Raw genomic sequence first — 19,573 nt, 5'->3', positions numbered from 1 at the left:
GCGGAGTGGACCACGCCGATTTCGTCCAGCACATCAGGACCCAGTACGCCGCACTGCGTGCCGCCGCCCTGGCCGCCGGGCCGGAGGCGCAGGTGTCCACCTGCCCCGGCTGGACGGTGCGCGGGCTCGTCGACCACGTGGCGATGGTCCACTCCTGGGCGCTGCGGGCGCTGCACACGCCGGTGGACGCGGACTGGGTCAAGCCCGAAGAGCGCCCCGCCGACTGGGACGAGCTGTTCGCCTGGTGGGACAAGAAGGTCACCGAGCTGACCGACACCCTGCTCGGCTCCACGTCGAACACGCCCGCGTGGACGTTCGTCGGGCCCAAGACCTTCGGCTTCTGGTCACGCCGGCAGGCGCACGAGACCGCGATCCACCGGCTCGACGCCGAGCACGCCCGGCACGGCGCGGACGTGCCGTCCCTGCTGTTCGACGTCGAGTTCGCGGCCGACGGGGTGGACGAGTTCCTCACCCGGATGCTGCTGACCGGCGCCCGGCGCAGGCCGATCGCGCGGACGGGGCGGGTGCTGTTCCACGCCGCCGACGCGAGCCGTGCCTGGGAGGTGCGGCTCACGCCCGGTCAGCCGCCCGAGGTGGGTCCGATCACCGACTCCGGCACCGACGAGGACGCCACCGTGGCCGGCACCGCCGACGCGGTCTACCGGGCGGCGTGGGGCAGGCCGAGCGGCGCCATCACATCGGGTGACAGGTCACTGCTGGACGGGCTGCCGCGACCGTAGATACTTCCGGTCGTGCCTCTGCCTGAACGACGCTACGTGATCACCTTCGGCTGCCCCGACCGCACCGGCATCGTGGCCCGGATCTCCTCGTTCCTGGCCGAGCACGGTGGCTGGATCGTCGAGGCGGCCTACCACACCGACCCGACCACCAACTGGTTCTTCACCCGCCAGGAGGTCCGGGCCGACTCGCTGCCGTTCGACGTGGAGGAGCTGCGGGTCCGGTTCGCGGAAGTGGCCCGCGAGCTGGGTGCGCACCCCGGCTCGTGGCGGGTCGCCGACTCCGGCGAGCGCAGGCGGGTGGTGATCCTGGTGTCCAAGGAGGGCCACTGCCTGTACGACCTGCTGGGCCGGGTGGCGTCGCACGAGCTGGACGTCGACGTGTCCGCGGTCATCGGCAACCACGCCGACCTGGCCGGGATCACCAGGGCGCACGGCATCCCGTTCCACCACGTGCCGTTCCCGGCGAACGACCCGGAGGGCAAGGCGGCAGCGTTCGCGCAGCTGCGGCAGCTCGTCGACGCCCACCGGCCGCACGCGGTGGTGCTGGCGCGGTTCATGCAGATCCTGCCCGCCGAGCTGTGCGCGGACTGGGCCGGGCGGGCGTTGAACATCCACCACAGCTTCCTGCCGTCGTTCATCGGGGCGCGGCCGTACCACCAGGCGCACAGCCGGGGCGTGAAGCTGGTCGGCGCCACGTGCCACTACGTGACCGCGGACCTCGACCAGGGCCCGATCGTGGAGCAGGACGTGATCCGGGTGGACCACACCGACTCCGTCAACGACATGGTGCGCAAGGGGCGCGACATCGAGAAGGTCGTGCTGTCGCGCGGTCTGCGGTGGCACCTGGAGGACCGCGTCCTGGTGCACGGCAACCAGACCGTCATCTTCTGAGGAAACCCCGATCCGGGGTGGCGGCCCGCACGTAGGCTGCGCCGGTGCGCACCGAGTACACCGACCTCGACCAGGTCCGCGCGGCGTCCGAGCTGCGGAACGCCGTCCTCGTCGGGCTCGACCTGAGCGGGGAAGAGCTGCGCGTGCCGATGGACGGCGCGCTGTTCCTCGGCTGCACGCTCTCGCCGCTCGCCCAACGGCGCGCGGCGGCGGCCGGGGCGCTGGTGTTCCCGACCATCCCCGACCTGCCCTACGACGTGTACCGGTCGCGGCTCTACACGCCGGCCGAGCTGTTCGCCGGTTTCGACCCGGGCGACCCGCTGTCCTACGCCGACACCCCGGACGCCGTCATCTACCGGCACACCCGCGCCAGGGGCCACAACCCGGACCCGCTGCACGCCCTCGCCGAACGCCTGCACGACCACGCGATCACCGAGGCGCTGGACGACGCGCTCGCCGAACGCCCGGTCGCCGTGATGGGCGGGCACGCGCTCGGCCGCGACACCGACGGCTACCGGCGGGCCGTCGGGCTGGGCGCGGCGCTCGGCGACGCCGGGTTCACCGTGCTGACCGGCGGCGGTCCGGGCGTGATGGAGGCCGTGCCGCTGGGCGTGCGGGTCGGCGTGGACGAGCCGACGTTGAAGGACCTGTCGAAGGCGCCCGCGTTCGGCGGGGACGCGGAGTCCATCGGCCGCTGGATCGCCGCGTGCCCCACCGACCTGCCCACCTCCGACCGACCGCGCACGATCGGCATCCCGACCTGGTTCTACGGCCACGAGCCGCCGAACCCGGCGTGCGAGCTGCACGCCAAGTACTTCGCCAACTCCGTCCGCGAGGAGGGCCTGCTCACCGTCGCCACCGGCGGCATCATCTACACGCCGGGCAGCGCGGGCACCGTGCAGGAGGTCTTCCAGGACTACTGCCAGAACCACTACGGCTCGGTCGGCCCGGCCGCGCCGATGGTGTTCCTGGGCGAGGACTTCTGGGTCGACGAGGTGCCGGCCGCGCCGCTGGTGCGACGCCTGGCCCGCGGCCGGGAGGCCGAGCGCTGGATCCTCGTCACCGACGACGCGGACGAGGCCGTCAGCTTCCTGCGGGAGTACGCGGGGTGATCACCCGCTGCACCACCTCGGCCGCGTCCAGGCACACGTCCTCGCGGTAGGCCCGACCGACCAGCTGCACGCCGACGGGCAGCCCGTCGACCACCCCGGTCGGCACGGCCACCGCCGGCAGGCCGACGAAGGTCGTCGCGGTGCACAGCCGCATCGCGCCGGTCACCAGGTCGTGCCCCTCGATCGAGCGCGACTCCACCCCGGGCTCGGGCGGACGGGCGGTGAACACCGGCCCGAGCACCAGCGGGAACCGGTCCAGGAACTGCGCCCACGCCCGCTTCACGCCCAGCAGCACGCCCGTGAGCCGCACGTACTCCGCGACGTCCACCGGCGCGGTCTTCGCCATCGACATCTCGATGTACCGGTGGCCTTCCGCGCCGAGCAACGTCCGCACCACCGGCCAGCTCGGCGCGAACTCCGTCATCAGCATGCCCCCGTACGCCGCCAGCGCCTCGTCCAGCACCGGCACGTCCGCCTCGACCACCTCGTACCCGGCGTCCGACAGCACGCCCGCGGCGTCCTCGACCGCGGCCCGCACCACCGGGTCGACCCCCGTGCCGCCGGGATCGGCGACCACCGCGACCCGACGCGGCACCGGCGGCCCGGTCAGCGGCACGGGCACCGCCCTCGGGTCGCGCGGCGACGTGCCGGCCAACGCCTCGAACGCGAGCCGCAGGTCACCGACGGTGCGGGCGAGCGGCCCGTCCACCACGAACAGCTGCGCGCCCAGCGGCGGGTCGTCCGGACCGAGCCGGTGGTCGGCCGGGAACCGCCCGTAGGTCGGCTTCAACCCGGCCACGCCGCAGAACGCCGCCGGGATGCGCACCGAGCCGCCGGCGTCGTTGCCCAGCCCCAACCCCGCCATCCCGGTCGCCACCGCCACCCCGTCGCCGCCGCTGGACCCGCCGGGCGTGACGGCCGGGTCCCACGGGTTGACCGTGTCGCCGAACAGCTCGCTGCGCGTGTGCACGCCGGCCAACGTGAGCGTCGGCATGTTCGAGTGCCCGATCGGGATCGCGCCCGCCGCGCGCAGCCGCGCCACCGGCGGCGCGTCCAGCGGCGTCACGAAGTCCTTGAACCGCACCGCGCCGTGGGTCGTCGGCACGCCGCCGATCGCGATGCTCTCCTTCACCGTGAACGGCACACCGGCCAGCGGCCCGCGCGCACCGTCCCGGTCGAGCTCCGCCGCCTCGGCCAGCGCCTGCTCGGCCACCAGCCGCGTGATCGCGTTGACCACCGGGTTCACCGCCGCGATCCGCTCCAGGTGGCTCTCCACCAGCGCGACCGCCGTGACGCGGCCCGAGCGCACCGCGGCGGCCTGCTCCGCCGCCGTCCAGTCCCACATGACGCCCCCTGTTCCGATGCAAGTGCATCGAATAGTATCCACGGGTGCCCAAGCAGGTCGAATACGAATCCCGGCGCCGGCAGATCACCGACGCGGTGTTCCTGCTCGCCGACGAACGCGGCCTCGAAGGCGTGACCCTGAGGGACGTCGCAGCGCGCGCTGACGTCTCGATGGGGGCGGTGCAGCGGTGTTTCCGCACCAAGGACGAGATGCTGCGGTTCGCGCTGGAAGAGGTCGGCAAGCGCGTCCTGGGCCGGGCCGGCGGCACCGCGGCCGAGGCGGCACGTGCCGTCGCGCTGCCCGAGCGCGCCGAAGCCAGGGTGTGGCTCGCGTTCGTCGCGCAGGCGGCCGTCAGCCCGGCGCTCGCGCCCGTCCTGCGCGCGAGCTACGCCGACCTCGAGGACATGTTCACCAGGCTCCTCGGCGACCGCTGGCGGGCGCGCACGGTGCTGGCGCTGGCCGACGGCCTCACCACGCACGTGCTCATCGGGCACCTCACGCACGACCAGGCGCGCGAAGTGCTCGACCGGCACCTGGCGGGCTAGCGGGCCAGGCCCTCGACGACCTCGGCGTTCGGCAGCTTGGCCAGCACCTCGCCCGGCACCAGGACCTTGCTGCCCCGGATGCCGCTGCCGATGACCAGTTCCGGCGCCGCCGCCACCTCGGGCGACAGCAGCACGGGCCAGTCCTCGGGCAGGCCGATCGGCGTGATGCCGCCGTACTCCATGCCGCTGAGCGACACCGCGTCGTCCATCGGCGCGAACGACGCCTTGCGCGCGTCCAGCCGCCGCCGGACGACGCCGTTCACGTCCGCGCGGGTGGTCGCGAGCACGACGCACGCCGCGTACCGGACGGTCTCGCCGCGCTTGCCCGCGACGACGACGCAGTTCGCCGACGCCGCCAACGGCGAGCCGTAGTGCGCGCAGAACTCGGCCGTGTCCGCCAGCCCGGGGTCGATCTCCGCGACCGCGAGCCGCGCGCCGTCCGCCATCGACCTCAACGCCGCGGCGACCGGGTCCGCGACCAGGTCGAGCCGGTCGAGCACGGGCAAGGGGGTCAGGGTTCCCGCGATGGTCCACACACCGGCCATCCTGCCGGCCGCGCTTGACGTTGACGCTACGTCAACCCCTACCGTGGTCGGCACAGGGAGGGAGCACGGTCATGGCCTGGTCGATCGCACAGGTCGCGCGGATGTCGAAGGTGACTTCGCGGACGTTGCGGCACTACGACGCGATCGGCCTGCTCGAACCGGCGTGGGTCGGCGACAACGGCTACCGCTACTACGAGCGCGAGCAGTTGCACCGGCTCCAGCGCATCCTGCTGCTGCGCGACCTGGGACTCGGCCTCGACACCGTGGCCGAGGTCCTGGACGGGCGGCACCGGGCGGTCGACGTGCTGCGCAACCACGCGCGGTGGCTGGCCACCGAGCAGGAGCGGCTGGCGAAGCTGGCCCGGACCGTCTCCCGCACGATCGAGGAACTGGAAGGGGGTGACGAAGTGGCACTGGAAGAGCTGTTCGACGGCTTCGACGCCGACCGCCAGGCCCGCTACGAGGCGGAACTGGTGGAGCGCTACGGCGAGGGCGTCCAGGAGCACGTCGACGAGAGCAAGCGCCGGATGAAGGGCTGGACCAAGGCCGACGCCGAGGGGTTCAAGGCGGAGTGGCAGGCCATCGGGAAGGCCTACGCCGAGCTGTTCGACGCCGGCGTCCCGGCCGACGCGCCGCGCGCGCTGGACGTGACCGACCGGCACTACCGGTGGATCTGCCTGAGCTGGACGCCGAACCGGGAGTCCTACACCGGGCTCGGTGAGCTGTACGTGGACTCGCCGGAGTTCAAGGCGCAGTTCGACGCGCACGCCGAGGGCTTCGCCGAGTACGTCCGCGACGCGATCGCGGTGTACGCGACGGCCAGGCTCTAGCCCGGCCACGGGGAGGTGCACATCCCCGTGGACCCGGTCCGGGGCGCGTCAGAGGTCCTGGAGCCCGAAGGCCTTGAGCGCCTCGCGGTTGAACGCCGGCAGGTCGTCGGGCTTGCGGCTGGTGACCAGGGTCCACCCGGCCACGTCGCAGACCCGCACCTCCACGTCCGCCCAGTCGGCGCCCGCGTTGCGGAGGTCGGTGGCCAGGCTCGGGAACGAGGTCAGCTGCTTGCCGCGCACCACGTCCGCCTCGACCAGCAGCCACGGCCCGTGGCAGATCGCCGCGACCGGCTTGCCCGCGGCGACGTGCTGCTTGACGAACTTCACCGCGTCGCGGTCGAGCCTGAGGTTGTCGGCGTTGGCCACGCCACCCGGGATCACCACGGCGTCGTAGTCCATCGGGTCCGCGTGCGCGAACGGCACGTCCACGTCGAACGTGTCGGCGGGCGTGAGGTGGTCGTACGCCTGCACCGTGCCGAGCTTGGGCGCGAGCAGCCTCGGCACGGCACCGGCCTTCTCCACGTGCTGCCAGGGCTCGGTCAGCTCGACCTGCTCGATGCCCTCCGTGTCGACCAGGAATGCGATCCTCTTCTGTTCGGCCATGCGGTTCGGCTACCCCCGCAGGAAGTCGACCAACCACCCGCGGACGTCGGCGCGGTGGGTCGACCACGACGGCACGAGCTCCACCCGGCCGTTCGGGAACGCGGCGGCCACCTGCTTCGCCACGTCCTCGGGGTGCAGCGGGTCGTCCGTCGCGCCGACCACCAGCACGGGGGCCGTGACGCGGGCCAGCGCCGCGCGGTCGGTGACCGCGACCTGGCCGGGCAGCTCGGCCAGCGCGCCGTCGAGCCGCGCGAACGCCTGTCGCCGTTCGGCCTGGTAGCCGGGTGGTCCGCCGACGGCGGTGATCGCCTCCTCGCGGTCGAGCAGGCGCCTCGGCTCGTCCAGCACGGCGGGCAGCAGGAGGGCGACGCGGTCGAACGCGTCGGGTTCGTCGGCGAGCAGGGCCAGCAGCGCGCCCGCGGTCAACGACACGCCGACCGCCCGGGTCGCGCCGGTCTCCCGTGCCGCTCCACGCAGGTCGGCGGCGATGCGCCGGTAGGTCCAGTAGCCCTCGGGCGCGTCCGGCGCGTCGCCGTGCGAGGGGAGGGTGACCACCACTTTCGTGCCCGGCAGCCCGGAGGTGGGCAGGCGGGCTTCGCCGGGTGTCGCGCCCAGGCCGTGGCCGACGAGCGTGACGGGCGCGCCGGAGCCGAAGCTCCGGTGCGTCACCACCGCGGGCCGCGCTGGACCTCGATCAGCCGGGGCCGGACGTCGACCACGTACACCGTGACCGCGACCAGCCCGGCGAGCCAGAACATGCCGCCGGCGGAGAACGGGTGGAACAGCAGCAGCGCGAACGCGCCACCGCCGGTGATGCCGAGCCACGCGGGCTTGGTCATGCGCTCGGCCGCCGTGAAGGCGTCGGCCCGCTGCGAGAGCGCGTGCGCGAAGGCGAACACGCCCATGACCAACGCGGCGTAGTACGCCGCGAACATGACCCAGAAGTCCAGGAAGAGAGGACTGAACGGCGGGAATGGTGGCAACACGTCTCCAGCCTACGTGCGTGGCGCTGTCGTGGTACAGCCGAAACGGGGCGCCCTTGGTGGGACGCCCCGTCACGGTCGGGTCACTTGCCGCTGTCGGTCGGCTTCTTCGCCGTGGTCGAGCGGGTGGCCGCGGTCTTGGTCGGGCTCGCGGGCTTCGCGACGCCCGCGGGCTTGGTCGTGGTGACCGGCTTCGTCGCGGCCGGCTTGCGCGGCGCGGCCTTGCGGCTCGTCTCGCGCACCTCGGCGGCGACGTCACCGCCGACCTCGACCACGGTCTCGGCCAGCTTCTCGCTCGCGTCGTCCAGGTCGTCGGCGACCTTCTCGCCGACCGCGCGGGTGCGGCGGGACACCTTGCCGAGCACGTCGTCGGCCAGCACGCGGGCGTCCGCGGCGGCGGCCTCGGTGCGCTTCTGCGCGGTGCCGACGGCCTCCTCGACCTGGTGCAGCGCCTTCTGCAGGCCCGGCTGGGTCTTCAGCTTCTCCAGCGCCTCCTCGCCGTGCTGGGCGAAGAACTGGTAGAGGTTCAGCGCGGACTGCGTGTAGGCGTCCACGACCTTGCGCAGCTCGGCCGGGTCCAGCCGGTCGCGCAGGTCCTTCTTCAGGTCGGCGGACTCGGCCGCGGTCTTCGCCGACTCGGCGCGCTCGCGGGCCTTGTTCAACGCGTCGATGACCGCCTTCGCGGCCAGGTCGCCGGCGCCGAGGGCGGCCAGCAGCGGCGTGCGGGCGGCGGCGACGGCCTGCTCGCCGGCCTTGCGGAGCTCTTCGGTGGTGGGCAGGTTCGGCATGGAGATCACTCCTCGTTGGTCTGGGTGGCGGTGGCCGGTGCGCCGGCTCCGCCTGCGGTGTTCTCCGCCTCGGCGGTCGCCTGGTCGCCGGCGCGACCGCCGGTGGTCTGATCGCCGGCTCGACCGGCAGTCGTCCGATCGCCTCCGCGACCGGCAGTCGTCTGGTCACCGGCTCGACCGGCAGTCATCTGATTGCCGGCTCGGCCGGCGGCGTTCTCCCGCCGGAACGACTCGTAGACGTCGAGCAACACCTGTTTCTGCCGCTCGGTCAGGTCGGGGGCGGTGACGATGGCGTCCGCGAGGGCCCCGCCCTCGCGCTGCTCCAGGATCCCGGCCTCGACGTACAGCGCCTCCGCCGAGATCCTCAGCCCCTTGGCGATCTGCTGCAGGATCTCCGCGCTCGGCTTGCGCAGGCCGCGTTCGATCTGGCTCAGGTACGGGTTGGAGACCCCGGCGAGCTTGGCCAGCTGCCGCAACGAGATCTTGGCCGTGTTGCGCTGCTGGCGGATGTACTCGCCGATGTCGCGGCCGAGATCGGCCACCGCCTCGTCGATGGACTTGTCCAACTTCGCGGCACCTCCTCGATCCACCGTCGACGGTACGCGGAGGTGCTAGCTGCTGCAAGCGCTCTGCTAGCGATCGGGACGTGTGCTCGCCCACAGCGCTACGGTGGAGCGCGTGGACGTTGCGGCGAACCTGCGAGCCCGGCTGACCGACTCGCTGCTGGCCGCGGGCGTGTTGCGCGACCGGCGGTGGGCGGAGGCGTTTCGCCAGGTCCCGAGGCACGCGTTCCTGCCGGGGTTCTTCGTCCAGCGCCCCGACGGCGCGTGGGAGCCGGTGACCGCGGAGCACCCCGACCACCTCGCGCTCGCCTACCGCAACGACGTGTGCGTGACCCAGCTCGACAACGACGACCGGGCGTGGGAGCAAGCACTCGTCACCGGAGCCGTGACGGGGGTACCCACCAGTTCGTCGAGCATGCCGACGATCATGGCGGTCATGCTGGAGGCCCTGGCCGTCGCGCCGGGCGACCGGGTGCTGGAGATCGGCACCGGCACCGGCTACAACGCCGCCCTGCTCTGCCACGTGCTCGGCGGGGACCGGGTGACCTCGATCGACGTCGACCCCGGCGTGCTGGTGCGCGCCGAGGCCCGGCTGGCCGCCGCCGGCTACCACCCGACGTGCGTGCTGGGCGACGGCGAGCAGGGGCACGCGCCGCGCGCTCCCTACGACCGGATCCTCGGCACGTGCGCCGTGTCCCGCATCCCGACGGCGTGGCTGGAGCAGACCGCGCCCGGCGGGGCGATCGTGACCACGTTCAACCGGGCCATCGGCGCCGGTCTGGTGCGGCTGACCGTGCGCGACGGGCAAGCCACCGGTCGCGTGCTGCCGGAGGACGGCCGGTTCATGCCGTTGCGCGCGCACCGGCAGGAGTGGGCGGACGAGGCGCTGCTGGAGGCCCTGACCGAGGAGCCGACGACGTCCCGCACGACCCTGCTGTCCTCGCGCAGCGTGCTGGACCCGGCCGGCGGCTTCGAGTTCTTCGCCGGGCTGGCGCTGGCCGAGGTGGCGGTGGCGGCCGACCCGATCCGCCTCGTGCACCCCGACGGCTCGTGGGTCCGGCACCGCGGCGCCGTCGTGGACCAGGGCGGTCCGCGGGCGCTGTGGGACGTCGCCGAAGCCGCCTACCGGCAGTGGCGCGCGCTGGGCAGGCCGCGCCGCCACCAGTTCACCTTCACCGCGACGCCGACCTCCCAGTACTTCGCCCTGGACGGCACCGACCTGACCTGGCCACTCCCGTAAGCCCACCCGCGCGTCCCGCGTTCGGAACACCCGGAGTCGACGCCCGGACCGGGCCGGCGGGCCGTTCAGTCGAGCAGTTCCTCCAGGAAGCTGCGCTTGCGGCGCGGGTAGTGCGGCTGCGGCGCGTAGTACCCGCCCGGGTAGGCGGCGGGCGGCGGCACGGCGGGCGCGGTGCCCGGCGGCGGCTGGTACGGCGGGGGTGGACCGGTCGGCGTGCCGGGAGGCGGCTGGTAGGGCGGCGGTGGACCGGCGGCGGGCGCGGGCGGCACGGCGGCCGGCTGCTGCCCGCCCTCGACCGGGACGTCGCCGTCGGCCGGCAACGTCCCCTCGATCGGCACGACCGCCGTCGGCTCGGCGGCCGGCGCCGCCACCGGGACGGGCACGGGTACCGACACGGGCACGCCCTCCGGCCGGTACGGCTGCGCGTAGTGCGCCCGCTCGGCGGCGATGATCTGCTCCAGCTCGCCGCCGTCCAGGAAAACGCCCTTGCAGTTCTCGCACTGCTCGATGTGCACGGAGCCACGGCTGATGGTCCGCATGAGGTCCTGGCATTTCGGACAGATCACGCCTTTGAGGGTACGCACGACACAAGGGTCACCGCGTCACCACCATCCGTGATCGTTCAGTCATGATGCGTTGGTGTCCAGATTCCGCCAACGGGCCGTGCTCACGGGGTGCGTGCTGGCCGCCGTGCTCGCCGCGGCCGGCCTGTTCGTCACCGACTACGGCATCGACCCCGAGCTGTGGCTGTCCGGCCTCGCCCTCGGCTTCCTCGCGCTGCTCGCGGCGCTGGACCCGTGGCTGCACCGCAGGCGGGCCGCCGGCCTGTCCACCGACGACAACCTCGACGCCGCCACGAGCGCCCTGGCCCGCGCCCTGCACGCCCAGTGGAACGAGGAGTGCCGCGCCCGCGGCCTGGACGATCAAGCCCTCGACCTGCACTGGAGCGCCACGCAGGGCGAACCCGGGCACAGCGACGCCGTCGTCCGCGCGTTCCAGCGCAACCGGCGCATGGTGTTCCTCGGCGAGCCCGGCGCGGGCAAGAGCACGACCGCGATGCTGCTCGCGATCGGCCTGCTCGACCGCCACGTGGACGGTCCGGTGCCGGTCCTGCTGCCCCTGTCCACGTGGAACCCGGAGGCGGAGGACGTCCGCACCTGGATGACCCGGCGGCTGTACGAGGACCACCCGGCGCTGCGCAACACCGAGCTGTACGGCAGCTACGCGGGCGACCTGCTGGTCGAGCAACGCCGCGTGTTCCCGGTCCTCGACGGCCTCGACCAGCTCCCGCCCGCGCGCCGCGCCGACGCGCTGGACCGCATCAACCGCGCGTTCCCCGGCTCGCACCCGCTGGTGCTGACCAGCCGCACCGAGGAGTTCGCCGAGGTGAACGGCACCGTGGCCGGCGCGCAGGTCGTGCAGTTGCAGCCGTTGGACCTGGAGGAGGTCGCGGGCTACCTGCGGTCGGTGGCGGACCCGGTGTCCGCCGCCCGCTGGGAGCCGGTCTTCCTGCACCTGCGCGACGAGCCGGACGGCCGGCTGGCCGACGCGCTCTCCACGCCGCTGGCGGTGTGGCTGGCGGGCGTCGTCTACGGGTACGGCGAGCCGAGCGAGCTGCTGGACCGGGTCCGGTTCCCCGACCGCGCCGCCATCGAGAACCACCTGGCGGACCTGCTGGTCGACGGCGCGTTCGGCGACCGCGGGGTGGCGCACCAGGTCAGGGCCAGCCAGGTCTGGCCCAAGGACAAGGCGGCCCGCTGGCTGGCGTTCCTGGCCGGCGAGATGCGGCGGCGCGGCGTGCGCGAGCTCGGCTGGTGGGACCTGCGCCGCTCGGTCGCCGGCACGTGGCTGGCGCTGCTCGGCGCGGTCGCGCTCGGCCTGATCGGCGGCTTCGGCGTCGCCTGGCTGATGGCCTACGCGAGCACGCCGAAGCTGGCGCCGATCACCGGGCTGGCCGCTGGGCTCGCGGTCGCGGTGGCCGCGCTGTACGCGTCCGGGCACCGCGCGCCGAAACCCCGGCTCGGCGTGTGGCGCAGCCTGGTCGTGGTCAGCGGTGTGCTGGGCACGGCGGCGGGCCTGGTGTTCGGCGCGCTGTACGGGCTGTCCGCGGGCCTGGTCGTCGGCCTCGGCATCGCGGTGGCGGTGGCGCTGCGGTTCGGGTTGGGCAGCACGGCCGAGCTGAGCCACCCGTCCAGTCCGAAGTGGACGATGGCGCGGGACCGGGTCGCGGTGTGGACCGGGTCGCTGGTGCTGGCCGTGGTGTTCGGCGCGGCCGCCGGGCTGGTGTTCGGGCCGGCCCAGTCGGGCATGGTCGGGCTGGGCCTGGCGTGCGGGCTGATGCTCGGCTTCACGCTGTCCGTGCTGCACCTGCGCTGGTGGTGGTTCACCGTGGCGCGGATCTGGCTGGCGGCGCGCGGCAAGCTGCCGTGGGAGCTGATGGTGTTCCTGGAGGACGCGCGCAAGCTCGGCGTGCTGCGCCAGGCGGGCGCCGTCTACCAGTTCCGGCACGCGCTGGTGCAGGACCGGCTGGCGGGCGCGCGCCCCTCCCAGGTCACGTCAGACGCTTAGCTTCCGCAGCCGGCCGATCGCCTCGTCCAGCACCTCGTCACGCTTGCAGAACGCGAACCGCACCAGGTGCCGCCAGTCGTCCGGGTGGTCGGTGAACACCTGCACCGGCACGGCCGCCACGCCGATCCGGCCCGGCAGCTCGCGGCACAGCTGCGCGCCGTCGGTGAAGCCGAGCGGCCGGACGTCCGCGGTGATGAAGTAGGTGCCCTCGCTGGGCCGCACCGCGAACCCGGCGTCGGCCAGGCCGGCGGACAGCCGCGACCGCTTGTCCTGCAGCGACGTGCGCAGGCCCTCGACCCACTCCAGCTCGTGCCGCAGCGCGTGCGCCACGGCCGGCTGGAACGGCGCGCCGCCGACGAAGGTCAGGAACTGCTTGGCCGCGCGCGCCGCGCCGACCAGCTCGGCGGGGCCGCACGCCCAGCCGATCTTCCAGCCCGTGCAGTTGAACGACTTGCCCGCGCCGGAGATCGTCACGGTCCGCTCGGCCATGCCGGGGAACGTGGCCAGCGGCACGTGCGCGAGGCCGTCGAACACCAGGTGCTCGTACACCTCGTCGGTGATCGCCACGAGGTCGTGCTCGACGCACAGCGCGGCGACGGCGGCCAGCTCCACGTAGTTGAGCACGGTCCCGGTCGGGTTGTGCGGCGAGTTGAGCAGCAACGCCCTGGTCTTCGGGCCGATGGCGGCGCGCAGCGCGTCGACGTCGAGCCCGAGCCGGCCCGTGCCCGGCTCCTCGACCAGCCCCACCGTGCGGCGGGTCGCGCCGGCCAGCGCCACGGACGCCGCGTAGGAGTCGTAGTAGGGCTCGATGAGCACGACCTCGTCACCGGGCTCCACCAGCGCCAGCAACGTCGCCGCGATGGCCTCCGTGGCGCCGACCGTCACCAGGATCTCGGTGTCGGGGTCGTAGTGCGTGCCGTAGCGCGCGCGGTGCTCGGCGATCGCCTGGCGCAGCTCCGGCATGCCCGGACCGGGCGGGTACTGGTTGAGACCGCCGTCGATGGCGGCCTTGGCGGCCGCGAGCATCCCGGCCGGGCCGTCGGTGTCCGGGAAGCCCTGCCCGAGGTTCACCGCCCCGGTCCGCGTGGCCAACGCCGTCATCTCGGCGAAGATCGTCGAGGTGAACGGCCTCATCCTGGTGACTAGCGCTGGTGCCCGCACAAGGCCGAATCTTCACGGACAATGGCGCCGTGGAGCAACTGACCCCCGCTGACCAGCTCAAGCGCCAGGGCCTGCGCCGGATGAAGCTCGTCGCGACCGGCTTCTTCCTGGCCGCGACCCTGATCTTCGTCGTGGCACTGCTGTTCGAGGACGGCGGCCCGGCGTGGCTCGGCTACGTCCGCGCGGCGGCCGAGGCGGGCATGGTCGGCGCGCTGGCCGACTGGTTCGCCGTGACCGCGCTGTTCCGCAGGCCGCTCGGACTGCCGATCCCGCACACCGCGATCATCCCGACCCGCAAGGACAGCTTCGGCGACGCGCTGGGGTCGTTCGTCGGGACGAACTTCCTGTCCGAGGCGGTGGTGCGGGACAAGCTGCGGCGGGCGGGCATCGGCCGGCGGCTCGGCGAGTGGGTCGCGCGGCCCGAGCACGCCGAGCGGGTCACGTCCGAGCTGGCCAACGTCGTGAAGGGCGCCGTGACCGTGCTGCGCGACGACGACGTGCAGGCCGTGGTCGAGCAGGCGCTGGTGCGGCGGTTGGTCGACCAGCCGTGGGGTCCGCCGCTCGGCAGGCTGCTCGGCCAGGTGCTCACCGACGGCGCGCACCACAAGCTCGTGGACCTGGTGTGCGACCGGGCGTACGACTGGGTGCGCGACAACTACGACAAGGTCATGGGCGTGGTGTCGGACCGGGCGCCGACGTGGTCGCCGAAGTTCGTCGACTCGCTGCTCGGCGACAAGGTCTACAACGAGCTGCTGAACTTCGCGTGGGCGGTGAAGACCGACGTCAACCACCCGATGCGGCTGGCGGTGGACCAGTTCCTGATCGAGTTCGCGGGCGACCTGCGGACCGACCCGGCGACCATGCAGCGGGCCGAGCAGGTCAAGCAGCAGCTCGTGACGCACCCGGACGTGCAGCGGCTCATCGGGTCGGCCTGGGGCACGGCGAAGAAGATGCTGCTCGACGCGGCCGAGGACCCGTCGTCGGAGCTGCGCAAGCGCGTGCGCGAGGGCCTGATGACCTTCGGCCGCCGGATGGTGGAGGACGAGTCGCTGCGCGAGAAGGTCGACGGGTGGCTCGAGGGCGCGGCGGGGTACGTGGTGACCAACTACCGCGACGAGATCACCACGCTGATCACCGACACCGTCGAGCGCTGGGACGCCGAGGAGACCTCGCGCAAGATCGAGCTGCAGGTCGGCCGCGACCTGCAGTTCATCCGGATCAACGGCACGGTCGTCGGCGCGCTCGCGGGCCTGGCGATCTACACCGTCAGCCAACTGGTGACGTGACCTGAGCGTTCGACCCGGGGTACCTGGACGCGGGACACGCGCGTTCCGGCACCCCGGGTTCCCCGTTTCAGGTCACGCTCAGGGCGCGCCGTTCCCGCCAGTTGCGGGCCTTCTCCCGGTTGCCGCACGTCTGCATCGAGCACCAGGTGCGCGAGCGGTTGCGCGAGCGGTCGAAGAACGCCCACCGGCAGTCGTCCGCCTGGCAGATCTTGAACCGCTCCCACGACCCGAGCACGGCCAGCCGCGCCGCCGCCCCGAGCACCGCGCCGAGCGCGTCGGTGCTGGACATGGTCGGCACGCCGTGGCTGAGGTCGACGCGGATCAAGCCCGCGACGGGGGTCGGATCGGGGCCGTCGTGCCGTTCACCCAACGAGGCCCGCAGCGAGGCGCGGACGGCGCGGACCTCGTGCGGATCACCCGCCCGGCCGAGGCCGCGTTCGGTGACCCACGCGCGCCAGGCGGCGGCGCTGTCCAGCACGTCCGTGCCGAGTTCGAGGTCTCGGGTGTTCAGGAAAGCGAGCAGCAGCTCCACATCGTGTTCCGCATCGCCGGCTCGACCCTGCGTGAAAGCCGCGTGGTCCCAGCCGGCCGCCAGACCAGTCACCCCTCCACTGTAGGCGTCGGAGCCACGCGATGTGGCGAAGTAACCGTCAAACCATCACGATCGGTTACTCCCACAGCCCGGTCGGACCAGCGGCCACCCTGCGCCGATCGGGCTATGAACCGTGTGTATACATCGTGTGTATAGTGCCTGCCATGTCGATCGGACACACCCTGCTGGGGCTGCTCGAAAAGGGTCCACGGCACGGCTACGACCTCAAGAAGGCCTACGACGAGCGCTTCGGGCAAGGCCGGCCGCTGCACTACGGGCAGGTCTACACCACGCTCTCGCGCCTGCTCCGCAACGGCCTGGTCGAGGAGGCGGGCGTCGAGTCGGGCGACGGCCCCGACCGCAAGCGGTACGCGATCACGGACGCCGGCGTGACGGACGTGGAGCACTGGCTGGGCACGCCCGAGAGCCCGGAGCCCTACCTGCAGAACACGCTCTACGCGAAGGTCGTGCTGGCCCTGCTGTCCGGTCGCAGCGCGGACGACGTGCTCGACGTCCAGCGCGCCGCCCACCTGACCACGATGCGCGAGCTGACCAAGCGCAAGGCCGAGGGCGACCTCGCCGACCAGCTGATCTGCGACCACGCCCTGTTCCACCTCGAAGCCGACCTGCGCTGGCTGGAGCTCACCGCCGCGCGCCTCGGCAAGCTCAAGACGGCGGTGACCACATGAGCGTCGACCCGACCAACGGCGGCCCGACGGGCGGCGACCTGATCGACGGCGCGGGCGCGCGGACCCTGCTGGAGGCCGTGGACCTGCACAAGTCGTTCGGCCCCACGCCCGCGTTGGACGGCGCCGGCCTGAGCGTGCGCGCGGGCGAGGTGGTGGCCGTGATGGGCCCGTCCGGCTCCGGCAAGTCCACCCTGCTGCACTGCCTGGCCGGCATCCTCACGCCCGACAAGGGCACCGTGCGCTACCGCGACGTGGAGCTCAGCGCGATGGGCGACGGCCCGCGCAGCGAGTTGCGGCGCACCGACTTCGGGTTCGTGTTCCAGTTCGGCCAGCTGGTGCCGGAGCTGACCTGCCTGGAGAACGTGGCGCTGCCCCTGCGGCTGGGTTCGGTGAAGCGCAAGGAGGCCGAGTCCCGCGCCCGCGAGTGGCTGGAGCGGCTGGAGGTCGCCGACGTCGCGGACAAGCGCCCCGGCGAGACCTCCGGCGGCCAGGGCCAGCGGGTCGCCGTGGCACGCGCCCTGGTCACCGGACCGCGCGTGGTGTTCGCCGACGAGCCGACCGGCGCGCTGGACTCGCTCAACGGCGAGCGCGTGATGCAGCTGCTGGTCACCGCGGCGAAGGAGACCAACGCGGCGGTGGTGCTGGTGACGCACGAGGCGCGGGTGGCCGCCTACTCCGACCGCGAGGTCGTGGTGCGCGACGGCAAGTCCCGCGAGATGGAGCCCGTCACGTGAAGCAGTGGTTCGCCGACCTCGCGCTCGGCGTCCGGCTGGCCCTCGGCGGCGGGCGCACGTCGTGGGTCCGGCTGGCGCTGACCGGCGCGGGCATCGGCCTCGGCGTGGCCGTGCTGCTGGCCGCGTCGTCGGTGACGAGCGTGCTGACCGAACGCGCCGAGCGGCAGTCCGCGGCCGGGCCCGTGTACGCCGAGGCGGTGTCGGGCGACGTGCTCTACATGACGTTCTGGAACACCGACTACCGCGGCGTGGCGATCACCGGGCACTTCGTCCGCGGCACCGGGCCCGGCGCGCCGGTGCCGCCGGGCACGTCGAGGGTGCCCGGCGACGGCGAGATCCTCGTGTCGCCCGCGTTGGCGGACCTGCTGGCCGCGCCGGACGGCGAGCTGCTGCGGGCGCGGTTCCCGCAGGAGGTCGTCGGCACGATCGGCCAGGCCGGTCTCGTCGCGCCGCACGACCTGAAGTTCTACGCGGGTGACGCGTCCGTCGGGGCGGACGGGGAGAACGCGATCACCGGCTTCGGCGGCGAGGTGACCGAGCGCGAGCTCGAGCCGGTGCTGATCCTGCTGGTCATGGTCGGCTCGGTCGCGCTGCTGTTCCCGGTGCTGGTGTTCGTCGGCATCACCACCCGCCTGGCGGGCGCCGAACGGGACCGCAGGCTGGCGGCCTTGCGGCTGGTCGGCGCGGGCGCGCACCGGGTCCGCCGGATCGCGGCCGGCGAGGCGTTGCTCGGCGCGGTCGTCGGGCTGGCCGTCGGCGCGGCGCTGTTCTTCACCGCACGCCAGTTCGTCGAGGACGTCCGGCTGCTCGGGATCAGCGTGTTCGTCGGCGACCTGACGCCGTGGCCGCCGCTGGCGGCGCTGATCGCGGTGCTGGTGCCCGTGATGGCGGTGGTGACGTCGGTGGTCGCCATGCGCCGCACGGTGGTCGAGCCGCTGGGCGTGGTGCGCCGCACGAAGCCCGTGCGACGGGTGCTGTGGTGGCGCGTGGTGCCGATCGCCCTCGGCGTGGCCGCGCTGCTCAGCCAGGCGGGCGCGTTCGGCGGCGAGGCGGTCCAGGGTTCCGACGTGATCGTGATCGGCGGGATCATCCTGCTGCTGCTCGGCATCCCGGTGCTGCTGCCGTGGGTGGTCGAACGCGCGGTGGGCCGGATGCGCGGCGGCGCGCCGTCGTGGCAGCTGGCGATCCGCAGGCTCCAGCTGGAGAGCGGCACGGCGGCGCGCGTGGTCGGCGGCGTGGCCGTGGTCCTGGCGGGCGGGATCGCTTTGCAGTCCGTGATGGCCAGCGCGGAGACCAGGATCGTGGAGCGGCCGACCCCCGAGGCGGACAAGGGCAAGATGGTGGTCAGCCTGCAGGACTCGCCGCCCGAGGCGACCGAGAAGATCGCCGTGGAGCTGGCCCGGTCGGCCGGCGTGCGGCAGGCGCACCCGATGCGGAGCGCGTCGCTCAGGTCGGGCGCGGACCAGTACCACATGGCGACGATCGGCAGCTGCGAGGCGTTGCGGACGCAGGCGGTGCTGCCCGACTGCCAGGACGGCGACACCTTCTACGTCGACCCCGGCTCCTCGCACCGTTCCGGCTACGAGAAGCTCGTGGCGGGCCAACGGGTTTCGACGCGCGTGGACTCCGAGGGCAACCCGGTGCCGGGACAGGAGTGGACGGTTCCCCCGTTCACCGTGGTCCAGCCACCGGACGACACCGGCATGTACCGGGCGGGCCTGCTGGTCACGCCGTCGGCGGCGCGGGAGCTCCCCGCCGACCCCGACGACTCCAGCGTGCTGGTGCAGGTGGACCCGGACCGGCCGGACATCGCCGAGCACGTCCGCAACGCCCTGGCCCCGCTGACGTGGCGCGCCTACACGTCGTACTTCGGCCAGGTGGACGTGGCCGAACGCGTGAAGGAGTTCCAGAGCATCCGCCAAGCCCTGCTGGCCGGTTCGCTGGTCACGTTGCTGCTGGCGGGCGCGAGCCTGCTCGTGCTGGCGCTGGAGCAGGTCCGCGAGCGCAGGCGGCCGCTGGCCGTGCTTGCCGCGAGCGGTGTGCCGCGCGGCGCGCTGAGCCGGTCCCTGCTCTGGCAGAACGCCGTGCCGCTGCTGTTGGCGCTGGTCGTGGCCGTGAGCGTGGGCAGCGGTCTGGCGGTCCTGCTGCTGCGGATCATCTCCCAGCCGATCCTGCTCGACTGGTCCGGGATCGGGGTGCTCAGCGCCGCCGCCGCACTGCTGGTCGTCGTCGTGACGCTGCTATCGCTGCCGTCGCTGCGGCGGGCCACCGGCGCCCTCGGCCTGCGCTCCGAGTAGGTCCGAGGCGGGCGTCGCCGCCCCTGACGCCCCCCAAGCCCGGGGCGGCGACGCCAACTCG

General features: G+C 73.3%; 20 protein-coding genes and 1 pseudogene. 11 read left to right on the top strand and 10 right to left on the bottom strand.

From position 1 onward, the window contains the following. The first annotated feature begins 5 nt into the window (after nt 1-5). The 3 genes from ACZ7GX_RS13435 to ACZ7GX_RS13425 are packed head-to-tail and all read left to right on the top strand — an operon-like array spanning nt 6 to nt 2,743. Nucleotides 6-740: a maleylpyruvate isomerase family mycothiol-dependent enzyme gene (locus ACZ7GX_RS13435; protein ID WP_498776253.1), complete on the top strand. Its 735-nt coding sequence runs from the start codon at nt 6-8 to the stop codon at nt 738-740. 12 nt (nt 741-752) lie between these two features. Continuing rightward, a complete protein-coding gene (gene purU, locus ACZ7GX_RS13430) occupies nt 753-1,631 on the top strand; it encodes a formyltetrahydrofolate deformylase (protein WP_498776250.1) in 879 nt (292 codons plus the stop codon). A gap of 44 nt (nt 1,632-1,675) precedes the next feature. Next, a complete protein-coding gene (locus ACZ7GX_RS13425; RefSeq protein ID WP_498776248.1) occupies nt 1,676-2,743 on the top strand; it encodes an LOG family protein in 1,068 nt (355 codons plus the stop codon). On the opposite strand, the gene ACZ7GX_RS13420 is transcribed toward ACZ7GX_RS13425, so the two are convergent. Continuing rightward, nucleotides 2,715-4,088, bottom strand: coding sequence for an amidase (locus ACZ7GX_RS13420; RefSeq protein WP_498776244.1), 1,374 nt, complete (start codon nt 4,086-4,088; stop codon nt 2,715-2,717). The genes ACZ7GX_RS13425 and ACZ7GX_RS13420 overlap by 29 nt on opposite strands. A 44-nt stretch (nt 4,089-4,132) precedes the next feature. Here ACZ7GX_RS13420 and ACZ7GX_RS13415 point away from each other — a divergent pair, with 44 nt between their 5' ends. Beyond that, on the top strand, nt 4,133-4,633 hold the full coding sequence (locus ACZ7GX_RS13415; RefSeq protein WP_498776242.1) for a TetR/AcrR family transcriptional regulator: 501 nt from the start codon (nt 4,133-4,135) through the stop codon (nt 4,631-4,633). Here the strand turns inward: ACZ7GX_RS13415 and ACZ7GX_RS13410 are convergent. Further along, on the bottom strand, nt 4,630-5,178 hold the full coding sequence (locus tag ACZ7GX_RS13410) for a YbaK/EbsC family protein (protein ID WP_498776240.1): 549 nt from the start codon (nt 5,176-5,178) through the stop codon (nt 4,630-4,632). The genes ACZ7GX_RS13415 and ACZ7GX_RS13410 overlap by 4 nt on opposite strands. Nucleotides 5,179-5,249: 71 nt before the next feature. Between ACZ7GX_RS13410 and ACZ7GX_RS13405 the strand changes: the two genes are divergently transcribed. Beyond that, nucleotides 5,250-6,008 carry a MerR family transcriptional regulator gene (locus ACZ7GX_RS13405; RefSeq protein WP_498776238.1) on the top strand — a complete coding sequence of 253 codons (759 nt, stop codon included), beginning with the start codon at nt 5,250-5,252 and terminating at the stop codon, nt 6,006-6,008. Nucleotides 6,009-6,056: 48 nt separating this feature from the next. Here the strand turns inward: ACZ7GX_RS13405 and ACZ7GX_RS13400 are convergent, their stop codons facing one another. From ACZ7GX_RS13400 to ACZ7GX_RS13380, 5 genes and pseudogenes are all read right to left on the bottom strand, one after another. Next, entirely contained in the window at nt 6,057-6,611 is a 555-nt protein-coding gene (locus tag ACZ7GX_RS13400) for a type 1 glutamine amidotransferase domain-containing protein (protein ID WP_498776236.1), read from the bottom strand. A gap of 9 nt (nt 6,612-6,620) precedes the next feature. Next, nucleotides 6,621-7,283, bottom strand: a complete 663-nt coding sequence (locus tag ACZ7GX_RS13395) for an alpha/beta fold hydrolase (RefSeq protein WP_498776233.1) — start codon at nt 7,281-7,283, stop codon at nt 6,621-6,623. After that, complete coding sequence (locus ACZ7GX_RS13390) at nt 7,277-7,561, bottom strand: DUF2516 family protein (protein ID WP_498776591.1); 285 nt, start codon at nt 7,559-7,561, stop codon at nt 7,277-7,279. Before ACZ7GX_RS13390 ends, ACZ7GX_RS13395 begins: the two co-directional genes overlap by 7 nt. A gap of 116 nt (nt 7,562-7,677) precedes the next feature. Next, nucleotides 7,678-8,382, bottom strand: coding sequence for a hypothetical protein (locus ACZ7GX_RS13385; RefSeq protein ID WP_498776231.1), 705 nt, complete (start codon nt 8,380-8,382; stop codon nt 7,678-7,680). A 194-nt stretch (nt 8,383-8,576) separates the two neighbouring features. Beyond that, nucleotides 8,577-8,948: pseudogene (locus ACZ7GX_RS13380) on the bottom strand (helix-turn-helix domain-containing protein); the annotation flags it as partial. 112 nt (nt 8,949-9,060) lie between these two features. On the opposite strand from ACZ7GX_RS13380, the gene tgmC reads away from it, so the two are divergent. Next, nucleotides 9,061-10,185: an ATP-grasp peptide maturase system methyltransferase gene (gene tgmC, locus ACZ7GX_RS13375; RefSeq protein ID WP_498776227.1), complete on the top strand. Its 1,125-nt coding sequence runs from the start codon at nt 9,061-9,063 to the stop codon at nt 10,183-10,185. A 65-nt stretch (nt 10,186-10,250) separates the two neighbouring features. Here tgmC and ACZ7GX_RS13370 read toward each other — a convergent pair whose 3' ends face one another. Continuing rightward, nucleotides 10,251-10,751 carry a TFIIB-type zinc ribbon-containing protein gene (locus tag ACZ7GX_RS13370; RefSeq protein ID WP_498776222.1) on the bottom strand — a complete coding sequence of 167 codons (501 nt, stop codon included), beginning with the start codon at nt 10,749-10,751 and terminating at the stop codon, nt 10,251-10,253. A 73-nt stretch (nt 10,752-10,824) separates the two neighbouring features. Between ACZ7GX_RS13370 and ACZ7GX_RS13365 the strand changes: the two genes are divergently transcribed. Beyond that, nucleotides 10,825-12,753 (top strand): NACHT domain-containing protein, encoded by a 1,929-nt coding sequence (locus ACZ7GX_RS13365; protein WP_498776220.1) that lies wholly within the window; start codon nt 10,825-10,827, stop codon nt 12,751-12,753. Here the strand turns inward: ACZ7GX_RS13365 and ACZ7GX_RS13360 are convergent. Beyond that, nucleotides 12,742-13,914, bottom strand: a complete 1,173-nt coding sequence (locus ACZ7GX_RS13360; protein ID WP_498776218.1) for a pyridoxal phosphate-dependent aminotransferase — start codon at nt 13,912-13,914, stop codon at nt 12,742-12,744. The genes ACZ7GX_RS13365 and ACZ7GX_RS13360 overlap by 12 nt on opposite strands. 29 nt (nt 13,915-13,943) lie before the next feature. On the opposite strand from ACZ7GX_RS13360, the gene ACZ7GX_RS13355 reads away from it, so the two are divergent. Next, nucleotides 13,944-15,200: a DUF445 domain-containing protein gene (locus ACZ7GX_RS13355; RefSeq protein WP_498776216.1), complete on the top strand. Its 1,257-nt coding sequence runs from the start codon at nt 13,944-13,946 to the stop codon at nt 15,198-15,200. 67 nt (nt 15,201-15,267) lie between these two features. Here ACZ7GX_RS13355 and ACZ7GX_RS13350 read toward each other — a convergent pair whose 3' ends face one another. Then, nucleotides 15,268-15,804, bottom strand: coding sequence for a CGNR zinc finger domain-containing protein (locus tag ACZ7GX_RS13350; RefSeq protein WP_498776214.1), 537 nt, complete (start codon nt 15,802-15,804; stop codon nt 15,268-15,270). Between the two features lie 152 nt (nt 15,805-15,956). Here ACZ7GX_RS13350 and ACZ7GX_RS13345 point away from each other — a divergent pair, with 152 nt between their 5' ends. The 3 genes from ACZ7GX_RS13345 to ACZ7GX_RS13335 are packed head-to-tail and all read left to right on the top strand — an operon-like array spanning nt 15,957 to nt 19,512. Next, nucleotides 15,957-16,481 (top strand): PadR family transcriptional regulator, encoded by a 525-nt coding sequence (locus ACZ7GX_RS13345; protein ID WP_498776212.1) that lies wholly within the window; start codon nt 15,957-15,959, stop codon nt 16,479-16,481. Further along, on the top strand, nt 16,478-17,215 hold the full coding sequence (locus ACZ7GX_RS13340; protein ID WP_498776208.1) for an ABC transporter ATP-binding protein: 738 nt from the start codon (nt 16,478-16,480) through the stop codon (nt 17,213-17,215). Before ACZ7GX_RS13345 ends, ACZ7GX_RS13340 begins: the two co-directional genes overlap by 4 nt. Continuing rightward, on the top strand, nt 17,212-19,512 hold the full coding sequence (locus ACZ7GX_RS13335) for an FtsX-like permease family protein (RefSeq protein WP_498776206.1): 2,301 nt from the start codon (nt 17,212-17,214) through the stop codon (nt 19,510-19,512). The genes ACZ7GX_RS13340 and ACZ7GX_RS13335 overlap by 4 nt, the downstream gene beginning before the upstream one ends. Nucleotides 19,513-19,573 lie beyond the last annotated feature (61 nt).

Source organism: Actinosynnema sp. NPDC037264, from assembly GCF_055603705.1.
Note: the sequence above shows the minus strand (reverse complement) of the source record. Positions and strands in the feature narration are given on the sequence as shown.

Bases quoted from the DNA above. Each gene is read 5' to 3' on its own strand.
- ACZ7GX_RS13420 (WP_498776244.1), bottom strand. From the start codon at position 4,088: ATGTGGGACTGGACGGCGGCGGAGCAGGCCGCCGCGGTGCGCTCGGGC.
- ACZ7GX_RS13410 (WP_498776240.1), bottom strand. From the start codon at position 5,178: ATGGCCGGTGTGTGGACCATCGCGGGAACCCTGACCCCCTTGCCCGTG.
- ACZ7GX_RS13405 (WP_498776238.1), top strand. From the start codon at position 5,250: ATGGCCTGGTCGATCGCACAGGTCGCGCGGATGTCGAAGGTGACTTCG.
- ACZ7GX_RS13400 (WP_498776236.1), bottom strand. From the start codon at position 6,611: ATGGCCGAACAGAAGAGGATCGCATTCCTGGTCGACACGGAGGGCATC.
- ACZ7GX_RS13385 (WP_498776231.1), bottom strand. From the start codon at position 8,382: ATGCCGAACCTGCCCACCACCGAAGAGCTCCGCAAGGCCGGCGAGCAG.
- ACZ7GX_RS13345 (WP_498776212.1), top strand. From the start codon at position 15,957: ATGTCGATCGGACACACCCTGCTGGGGCTGCTCGAAAAGGGTCCACGG.
- ACZ7GX_RS13340 (WP_498776208.1), top strand. From the start codon at position 16,478: ATGAGCGTCGACCCGACCAACGGCGGCCCGACGGGCGGCGACCTGATC.